The organism is Streptomyces sp. NPDC006197, assembly GCF_040613865.1.
Taxonomy (GTDB): domain Bacteria; phylum Actinomycetota; class Actinomycetes; order Streptomycetales; family Streptomycetaceae; genus Streptomyces.
Map to the genome: position 1 here is coordinate 1 of NZ_JBEXSZ010000226.1, position 8,537 is coordinate 8,537.

Consider the following 8,537-nt stretch of genomic DNA (forward strand, 5'->3'; position numbering starts at 1 on the left):
GGCGGCGAACTGCCCGTACCAGTACTGGTAGAGGCCCACCTCGCGGCCCACTCCGCCGATGCCGAGGTCGTCACGGACGAGCAGCAGGAGCATGCCGGCCCGGGCGAGGATCCAGACGGCGGCGAGGGCGAGGTCGGGGCCGCGGCCGACGGTGACGAAGGTGGCGGAGGTGAAGGTCTCCGAGTCGAAGGGGGACTTGGTGAGGGCGGGGGGTTCGCTCGCGGAGCGGGGCGGAACCGGGGGCTCGTCTCCGGTGCGGGACCGGGGTTCGCTTCCGGACCGGGACCCGGCTTCGCTTCCGGGGCGGGGCGGCGACTCAGGGTGATCGTTCGTCATCCCACCGCACTTTAGACCGCGATGTCCTGTTTGTTCGGTTACTTCGCCCTCGGCCCGGCCGTGAACTCCTCGTATGCCGCCACCACCTCCTTCGCCGGCCCGTCCATCCGCAGCGTCCCCGCCTCCAGCCACAGCGCCCGGTCGCAGGTCTGCGTGATCGTGGAGTTCGAGTGGCTGACCAGGAAGACCGTCCCCGCCTCCGCCCGCAGCTCGTCGATCCGCTCCTGGCTGCGGCGGCGGAAACGCGCGTCGCCGGTCGACAGGGCCTCGTCGATGAGGAGCGCGTCGTGGCTCTTCGCGGCGGCGATGGAGAAGCGCAGCCGCGCGCTCATCCCGGAGGAGTACGTCCGCATCGGGCGGGAGATCGCGTCGTCCTTCTCGTTGACGCCGGAGAAGTCGACGATCCCGTCGTAGCGCTCCCGGATCTCCGCGCGGCTCATGCCCATCGCGAGACCGCCCAGGATCACGTTCCGCTCGCCGGTCAGATCGTCCATGAGGGCCGCGTTCACGCCGAGGAGGGAGGGCTGTCCGTGGGTGTGGATCCGCCCCCGGTCCACGGGCTGGAGGCCCGCGACGGCCTTCAGGAGGGTGGACTTCCCGGATCCGTTCGAACCGATCAGGCCAATTGCCTCGCCCCGGTACGCGACGAAACTGACGCCCTTCACGGCGTGGACCCGGCGGCCGGCCGGAGCCGTGCGGCGGCGCAGCATCCGGCCGAGCGCGGCGGTGGCGCCGCCCCGGCCGCCGGGGCGCCCGCCGTGGACGGTGTACGTGATGTGGACGCCGTCGGCCACGACGGTGGGCGTCCTCGACGATTCAGCCACGGCCGTACGTCTCCTCCGCCTTCCAGAACCAGACGAAACCGCCCCCGAAGGCCAGCAGGGCCCAGCCCGCGGCGAGCGCCCACACGTGCGGCGGCAGCTGCGCCGCCGTGAAGCTCTCGATCAGGGCGAAGCGCATGAGGTCGATGTAGACCGCCGCCGGGTTGCACTGGAGCGCGAGCACCACGCCCTCCGGGAAGCGGCCGCTGCTCGCCAGGTTCTGGATCGACCACATCGCGCCCGAGGCGTACATCCAGGTGCGGAGCACGAACGGCATCAGCTGGCTGATGTCGGGGGTGCGGGCCGCCAGCCGGGCGAGGACGAGCGATACGCCCGTGTTGAACAGCGTCTGCAGGAACAGCGCCGGGACGGCGAGCAGCCAGCTCCAGGCGGGGAACTCTCCGAAGCAGGCCAGGAGCACGGCGAGCACGCCGAGCGAGAACAGCAGCTGCTGGAGCTGCTGGAAGGCGAGCGAGATCGGCAGGCTCGCACGCGGGAAGTGCAGGGCGCGGACGAGGCCCAGGTTGCCGCTGATCGCCCGGGTGCCGGCCTGGATCGTGTTGGCGGTGAAGGTCCACACGAAGATGCCGGTCACCAGGAAGGGCACGTAGTCCGGCACGCCGCTCTTCGCGTTCATCAGGACGCCGAAGATCAGGTAGTACACGGCCGCGTTGAGGAGCGGGGTCATCACCTGCCAGACCTGGCCGAGGCGCGCCTGGCTGAACTGGGCGGTGAGGCGGGCGGTCGCGAAGGCGGTGATGAAGTCGCGGCGGGACCAGAGCTGCCGCACGTAGGCGGGGAGCGGGGGGCGGGCGCCGCTGACGCTCAGGCTGTGGCGGCGGGCGAGGGCGCCGAGGTCCTCCGCGGGGGCGGCCGGTGTCCGCTCCTGATGTGCCGGTGCCTGCTTCTGCTGTACGGGTGGGGCCAGGGTCGTGGTCACGGGCGGGCGCTTTCGACGAGGGGTGCGCGCATGCGTGGACGCATGCGCCGTCGGCGATGGGACGGGGTCGTATCGTCGCTACGGTGAGGTTAGGACGCTCCCGCGACGGAACGCAACCGTATCGTCGTAACGCCTTCGGAATATCGCGGTTGGTTAGGATGCCGTTCATGACCGACCCGACCCCCCGCCGTGCTCCCGCCGGAGCCGCCGTACTCCGCGAGGACGTGACCGAGGCCATCCGCGCCGCCGTCTTCGAGGAGCTCGCGGCCGTCGGCTACGCCCGGATGTCCATCGAGGGCATCGCGCGCCGCGCGGGCGTCGGCAAGACCGCCGTCTACCGGCGCTGGAAGTCCAAGCTCTCCCTCGTCCTCGACCTCGTCGGCGCCTTCGCCGCCCAGGGCGTCCCGGCACCCGCCAGCGGCTCCCTGTACGGGGACGTGCGCGCCCTCCTCGAAGTGGCCTCGCACGCCCTGCGCCACCCGGTCGCCTCCCAGGTCATCCCGGACCTGCTCGTCGAGGCCGCCCGCCACCCCGAGATCGCCGAGACCGTCAAGGCCGTGCTGCTCGACGGGCAGCAGGGCGTCATGACCCAGATCGTCCGCGAGGCCGTCGCACGCGGCGAACTCCCCGAGGGCGCCGACCCGGGCAAGGCCCTCGACCTGACCGTCGGCCCGCTCTACTGGCGCCTCGTCGTCGTCCGTACGCCCCTGCCGAAGGGGTACGTGGACGAGCTCGCGCGCTCGGCGGTGGCGGCGCTGAAGACCCCGTAGGGGCCCCGTAGGGCCCCCGTAAGGGCCTACTTCACCGCGCCCGCCATCACCCCCGACGCGAACTGCCGCTGGAACGCGAAGAACACCACCAGCGGCACCACCATCGACACGAACGCCCCCGGCGCGAGCACGTCCACGTTGTTGCCGAACTGGCGCACCTGCTGCTGGAGCGCCACCGTGATCGGCGGCGACTGCGAGTCCGCGAAGATCAGCGCGATCAGCATGTCGTTCCACACCCACAGGAACTGGAAGATCCCCAGCGAGGCGATCGCCGGACCGCCGAGCGGCAGCACCACCCGGGTGAAGAGCCGGATCTCGCCCGCCCCGTCGAGCCGCGCCGCCTCAAGCAGCTCGCGCGGGATCTCCGCGAAGAAGTTCCGCAGCAGGAAGATCGCGAACGGCAGGCCGAAGGCCGTGTGGAAGAGGACCACCCCGGCCGTCGTCTCGAAGAGCCCCACCGCCCCGAACAGCTTCGACACCGGCACCAGGGCCACCTGCACCGGCACCACGAGGAGCGCGACCACGCCCAGGAACCACCAGTCCCGGCCCGGGAACTCCAGCCACGCGAAGGCGTAACCGGCGAGCGAGCCGATGAGGAGGACCAGGAGGGTGGCCGGGACGGTGATCAGGACGGTGGAGAGCAGCGAGCCGGTGATCGTGTCGTTCGCGAGGAGACGGGTGTAGTTCTCGGTGGTCAGCTGGGCCGGGGCCGTGAACACCTGCCACCAGCCGCTCGCCGCGATGTCGGACGGCGAGCGGAGCGAGGAGAGCAGCAGCCCGACCGTCGGCATCAGCCAGAACAGGCCGGCGAGGACGAGGAAGACCCGGAGGGCGCCGGACGCGGCCCCGCCGGCGAGCCGGGCGGCGAGGCGCGTGCCGGACCCGGGAGTGCTCCGGGGGGTGGCCTCGGCGGTGGTCTCGGTGGTGAGCGACGTCATCGGCGGGACTCCCTTCGGATGCGGCGGATGTTGACCACCATCACCGGCAGTACGAGAAGGAGCAGGACGACGGCGATGGCCGAGCCGACCCCGAGGTCCGCGTCCGTGCCGAAGGACGAGCGGTACAGCTGGAGCGCGAGCACGTTCGCGTCGTCCTGCGCGGAGCCCGGCGCGATGACGAAGACCAGGTCGAAGACCTTGAGCACGTTGATCATCAGGGTGACCAGGACGACCACGAGGACGGGCGCCAGGAGCGGCACCGTGATCCGCCGGAACACCTGCCACTCGTTCGCCCCGTCCACCCGCGCCGCCTCCAGGAGTTCGCGCGGTACGGCCGCGAGCCCGGCTCCGATCAGGACCATCGCGAACCCGGCCCACATCCACACGTACGCCCCGATCACCGCCGGGGTCACGAGCGAGGGGCCCAGCCACTCCACGCCGTTGTACTGCTCCCGGAAGTTGCTCGCGGGCAGCCGCAGTACGGCTCCGTCGGCGCGGTCCGCCGGCAGGGTGAAGCTGCCGTCGGCCGCCGCCGTGGTCGTGGCGACCACCTTCCCGTCCCGTACCGCCTCGATCCGCAGCCCCTTCAGGCCCAGCTCCTTCGGATCGACCGCGTTCGGCTTCCCGCCGCCGCCCCGCGTGAAGTCCAGCCAGGCCGTTCCGGTGATCCCGGTGGACGCGGGCGCCGGCGCGTGCGCCGGGCGGGCGTCCTGGGGCATCTGCGCCGGAGCCACCCCGACCAGGGGGAGGAGCACGGGCGCCCCGGCGCGTACCGGCGTCTTCGTCTCGTACGCCCCGCCCCCTGCCGCCTTCAGCGGGTGCACCGGCAGCGGCCGGGCCCGGGGGAAGCCGGAGGACTCGGCGAAGGTGTCGTGGACCCCGACCCAGACGGCGTTGGCGACCCCGCGGTCCGGGTCCTGCTCGTAGACGAGCCGGAAGATGATCCCGGCGGCGAGCATCGAGATCGCCATCGGCATGAAGACGACGAGCTTGAACGCCGTCCCCCAGCGCACGCGTTCGGTCAGCACCGCGAAGACCAGACCGAGCGCGGTGGCGACCGCCGGGGCCACCACCAGCCAGATCAGGTTGTTGCGGACGGCGGTGCGGAGCGAGTCGTCGGTGACCAGCGCGAAGTAGTTGTCGAGGCCGACGAAGGAGGCGCCGGAACGGTCGAAGAGCGAACGCCGGACGGAGTACCCGATCGGGTAGACGACGAGCGCGCCGAGCAGGAGCAGGGCGGGGAGCAGGAACCCCGCCGCGACCGCCCTGCTCCTGCCGGGGATCCGTGGCATGGGGATCTCAGCCCTTCGCGGCGGCCTTGTACGCCTTCGCCGCGTCCGCCTCCAGACGCGCCTGGGCCCCGGCGACGTCCTTCGGGTTCTTCAGGAAGTCCTGGAGCGCCTTCCACTCGCCCTTGCCCGGCGTCCCGCCGAAGGACTGCGGCATCTGGTCCGACATGTCGAAGCGGAAGTCGTCACCGGCGCCGATGAGCGCCTTGGCGATCTCGCGCTGGACGTCGTTCGGGTACGCCGCCGGGTCCAGGTTCTTGTTGGGGGAGAGGAACCCGCCCTCGGCCGCCCAGATCTTCGCCGCGTCCGGGGAGGCGAGGAAGGCGAGCAGCGTCTGCGCGCCCTTGGTGTCCTTCAGGGCCACGGCCGCGTCGCCGGCCGTCACCACCGGGGCCGTGCCGCCGTCGCCGACCTTCGGGAAGGGGAAGACCTTCGCGTCCTTCCCGATCTCCGCCTTGGTCTGCGCGATGTTGACGGCGGCGAAGTCGCCCTCGAAGACCATCGCCCCCTTGGGCTCGTCGCCGCCCGTGAAGGTCTGCGTGACCGAGGCCGGGTACTCCGTCTGCAGCGCGCCGGTCGGCCCGCCCGCGATCAGCGCCGGCTTGCCGAAGAGCTCGGCGAGGGTCTTCAGGGCGGCGGCGACGGACGGGTCCGTCCACTTGATCTCGTGCTTCGCCAGCTGGTCGTACTTGGCCGGGCCGGCCTGGGAGAGATAGACGTTCTCGAACCAGTCGGTGAGGGTCCAGCCGTCCGCGCCGCCGACCGAGACCGGGGTCACGCCGGAGGCCGAGATCGTCTCGGCGGTGCCGAGGAACTCCTTCCAGGTCTTCGGCTCCGAGGCGCCCGCGTTCTCGAAGACGGCGGTGTTGTACCAGACCAGGGACTTGTTGGCGGCCTTGAAGTAGACCCCGTACTGGGTGCCGTCCACCGCGCCGAGCTCCTGCCAGCCGCGCGAGTAGTTCGCCGCCAGCTGGGACTTGGCCTCCGGGCCGACCGGCTTCAGCCACTTCTGCGCGGCGGCCTGCCGGATCGCGCCCACCTGCGGGAGCATCGCCACGTCCGGCGGCGCACCGCCGGCGATCTTCGTGCCGAGGAAGTTCACGATCGGGTCCTGCGCGGGCACGAAGGTGACGGTCGCGCCGGTGCGCTTCTCGAACTCCTTCAGGACCTTGGTGAAGTTCTCCTGCTCGGGGCCCGTCCAGACGGCGGCGACCTCGATCTTCTCGCCCTTCAGGGAGAGATCGCGGTTCGGCGCGGGCTCTCCCTTGTCCTTGTCGGCCTCGCCGCCGCAGCCCGCGAGGGCGAGTGCGGTCACCGCCGTCAACGCCGTGAAGGTCACTGCGGCCCTGCGTGGCCGAAGAGTTGTACGCATCGCTGCCCCGTCTCTCCCGTGCGCTTCGCTGTCCCGTGCCGACAGGTCTACGCCGGGCCGAGGAGCCCCGCAATACCGCCTCCCGCGTCAAGTGGGCGATCGTGATGCCCTCGTGACGTGGCGTCAGTGGTGTGCGGCCGGGGTCAGCGGGGGCACCGGAGTCGCCTCGACCGAGCGCGCCGCCCGGTCCAGCGCGCTCGCCAGGAGCGCCAGGTCCGTCGGTCCGTTGCCCAGCTCACGGACCGGGCGACGGGTGGGCGGGTCGCCCATCCGCTCCCACTCCAGCGGGACGACCGTCGGACGGAGCGTCGCCGTCCGGGGGATCCGGCCCGTGACGCGACCCGCCTGGAAGGGGGTCACCCGGCCGTCCGGATGCCCGAGGCGTCCCCGTCCCGCCGCCGGCACGTCCGGGCCCGCCGCCACCGGCGGCGCGTCGAGCACGATCCGCAGCCGGGCCCCGTGGGCCAGCTCCGTGTCGACGGTCCGGTCCGGGCGCGCCGAGGTCGCCACGAGGTGCACCCCGAGCCGCTCGCCGCTGCGCGCGATGGCCTCCAGGACCCGCACGACGGACCCGGCGGCCGGCCGGCCGGGAGCCCCGAGCGCGGGGGCGACCAGGGCGTCGAAGTCGTCGACGAGCACGACGAGCCGCGGCAGCTGCCCGGCTCCCGCCGCCCGCCCGGCCCCCTGCTCCCCGGACGCGGGCCGGGGGATCCGCCCCGTGGAGTCCTCGGTGGCGGGGTGGGGGATGCGGCCACTGGTCCGGGTGGTGAGGCCGTCGGGGACACGGCCGCTGCTCCGGCCGGTGACGTCGTCCGCGCCGGGGTACGGGACGCGCCCGCTCGTGCGGCCCGTCACGTCGTCGGCGCCTCCGCGCGGGGTGCGGACGCTCGGGTGCTCGGTGAGGTCGCCGTCGCCCGTGCGGAGGGTGCGGCTGCTCGGACGGTCGTCGGGGGACCCGCCGTCCCGCCGCGGCAGCCGCCCACTGGGCGTATCGGCCAGGAAGGCGTCCCCGCCGGACCGCGCCCGCGCACCGGACCGCCCGTCGAGGACCCCGTCCCCGGCACGGGGAACGCGCCCGCTGGGCCGGTCGCCGAGATCGCCTGCGCCGGGGTACGGGGTGCGGCCGCTGGGGCGGCTGTTGACGTCGTCGGCGGAGGGGTACGGGACGCGGCCGCCGGATCGGCCCGTCACGTCGTCCGCGCCGGGACGCGGGACGCGTCCGCTCGTGCGGCTCGGTACGTCGTCCGCGCCCGGGTACGGGGTGCGGTTGCTGGGGCGGCCGGTGAGGTCCTCGCCGGACGGGTGCGGCACGCGGCCGCTCGTGCGGCTCGGTACGTCGTCCGCGGCCGTGCGCGGGGGGCGGACGGCCGGGTGGTCGGTGGGGGCGGAGTCGGTCGTGCGCAGGGTGCGGCTGCTGGGGCGGCCGCCGAGGTCGCCCGTGCCCGGGTGCGGGACGCGCCCGCTCGCACGGCCCGTCACGTCGTCCGCCCCCGCGCGCGGCACGCGGCCGCTGCTCGGGAGCGCGCCGATCGTGCCGTCGCCCGTGCGCAGCGTGCGGCTGCTCGGGCGGTCCGCGAGGTCGCCGGCGTCCGGGACGCGGACGGTCGCGCGGGCGCCCTGGGGCACGCTCTCCGCCGCGCTCGGGGCGCGCTGCCCGATCAGCCGGTCGGCGGTGCGCGCCACCCCCCGGCGGTCGGCGAAGTGCCCGTCGCCCAGAAGCTCCGCCCGGCGCTTCAGCTCGGCGCCGAGCGCCTGCGCGAACTCCCGCATCCGCACCGGGTCCGAGGCGACCAGGTGCTCGGTGACGTGCGGCAGCTCCGTACAGACCGAGAGGCCCTCGCCGCGCTCTCCGCCCGCGCCGTCCACGAGGAGCAGCCCGAGCCGGTCGGGGCGGCCGCCCGCCGCGAGCGAGGCGGCGATCGAGCGGAGCAGCTCCGTGCGTCCGCTGCCCGCCGGTCCCTCGATCAGCAGGTGCGCCCGAGCTCGATCCCCGCCGCGTACCCCACCAGGTGGCTGCTCTCCCGCTGCACCACGACCAGGACCGAGTCACCGATCCGTTTGGTGCTGCCGC

The 8,537-nt window shown here is 73.4% G+C and carries 6 protein-coding genes and 2 pseudogenes; 1 reads left to right on the forward strand and 7 read right to left on the reverse strand.

The features are described 5' to 3' along the window. The 3 genes and pseudogenes from ABZ318_RS37805 to ABZ318_RS37815 all read right to left on the reverse strand — a co-directional run. A pseudogene (locus ABZ318_RS37805) lies at positions 1-336 on the reverse strand (hypothetical protein); the annotation flags it as partial. Between the two features lie 38 nt (positions 337-374). Next, positions 375-1,160, reverse strand: a complete 786-nt coding sequence (locus ABZ318_RS37810; protein WP_356906956.1) for an ABC transporter ATP-binding protein — start codon at positions 1,158-1,160, stop codon at positions 375-377. Further along, on the reverse strand, positions 1,153-2,085 hold the full coding sequence (locus ABZ318_RS37815; protein WP_356906961.1) for an ABC transporter permease: 933 nt from the start codon (positions 2,083-2,085) through the stop codon (positions 1,153-1,155). Before ABZ318_RS37815 ends, ABZ318_RS37810 begins: the two co-directional genes overlap by 8 nt. A gap of 179 nt (positions 2,086-2,264) precedes the next feature. Between ABZ318_RS37815 and ABZ318_RS37820 the strand changes: the two genes are divergently transcribed. Beyond that, complete coding sequence (locus tag ABZ318_RS37820; protein WP_356906957.1) at positions 2,265-2,867, forward strand: TetR/AcrR family transcriptional regulator; 603 nt, start codon at positions 2,265-2,267, stop codon at positions 2,865-2,867. 26 nt (positions 2,868-2,893) lie between these two features. Here ABZ318_RS37820 and ABZ318_RS37825 read toward each other — a convergent pair whose 3' ends face one another. From ABZ318_RS37825 to ABZ318_RS37840, 4 genes and pseudogenes are all read right to left on the reverse strand, one after another. After that, positions 2,894-3,805: a carbohydrate ABC transporter permease gene (locus ABZ318_RS37825; protein WP_356906958.1), complete on the reverse strand. Its 912-nt coding sequence runs from the start codon at positions 3,803-3,805 to the stop codon at positions 2,894-2,896. Beyond that, positions 3,802-5,097: a sugar ABC transporter permease gene (locus ABZ318_RS37830; protein ID WP_356906959.1), complete on the reverse strand. Its 1,296-nt coding sequence runs from the start codon at positions 5,095-5,097 to the stop codon at positions 3,802-3,804. Before ABZ318_RS37830 ends, ABZ318_RS37825 begins: the two co-directional genes overlap by 4 nt. A gap of 7 nt (positions 5,098-5,104) precedes the next feature. Further along, on the reverse strand, positions 5,105-6,466 hold the full coding sequence (locus ABZ318_RS37835) for an ABC transporter substrate-binding protein (RefSeq protein ID WP_356906960.1): 1,362 nt from the start codon (positions 6,464-6,466) through the stop codon (positions 5,105-5,107). A 123-nt stretch (positions 6,467-6,589) separates the two neighbouring features. Beyond that, positions 6,590-8,440: pseudogene (locus tag ABZ318_RS37840) on the reverse strand (FtsK/SpoIIIE domain-containing protein); the annotation flags it as partial. Positions 8,441-8,537 lie beyond the last annotated feature (97 nt).

Coding starts and splice junctions, on each gene's coding strand:
- ABZ318_RS37825 (WP_356906958.1), bottom strand. CDS start 3,805: ATGACGTCGCTCACCACCGAGACCACCGCCGAGGCCACCCCCCGGAGC.
- ABZ318_RS37830 (WP_356906959.1), bottom strand. CDS start 5,097: ATGCCACGGATCCCCGGCAGGAGCAGGGCGGTCGCGGCGGGGTTCCTG.
- ABZ318_RS37835 (WP_356906960.1), bottom strand. CDS start 6,466: ATGCGTACAACTCTTCGGCCACGCAGGGCCGCAGTGACCTTCACGGCG.
- ABZ318_RS37820 (WP_356906957.1), top strand. CDS start 2,265: ATGACCGACCCGACCCCCCGCCGTGCTCCCGCCGGAGCCGCCGTACTC.